Source organism: Pseudoalteromonas sp. C12FD-1, from assembly GCF_037414265.1.
Lineage (GTDB): Bacteria > Pseudomonadota > Gammaproteobacteria > Enterobacterales > Alteromonadaceae > Pseudoalteromonas.
Genome location: NZ_JBBEVD010000013.1, coordinates 1 through 223, shown reverse-complemented (window position 1 = coordinate 223; position 223 = coordinate 1). Strand labels below are relative to the sequence as shown.

General features: G+C 53.8%; 1 protein-coding gene. It reads left to right on the top strand.

Annotated features, from left to right (window positions below):
- Positions 1-223 (top strand): Ig-like domain-containing protein (locus WDB87_RS15735; RefSeq protein WP_337848638.1); only part of this gene is annotated, 223 nt, incomplete at both ends.

The following is a 223-nucleotide window of genomic DNA, read 5'->3' as shown; positions in this document are numbered from 1 at the left end:
AACAGAGCCTGAAGGCACCGTTGTAAACATTGTTATCACCGACAGTAATGGCGATGAAACACCTATTACCGCCACCGTGGATGCCAACGGCAACTGGCAAGCAACTAGCCCTGAATTACCAGAAGGCAGCTACAGTGTGCAAGCCAGCATTACCGATGCAGCGGGCAATACAGGCGGCGCGACACAAGCGGGCACCATAGATAGCCTTGCACCGACACTGACA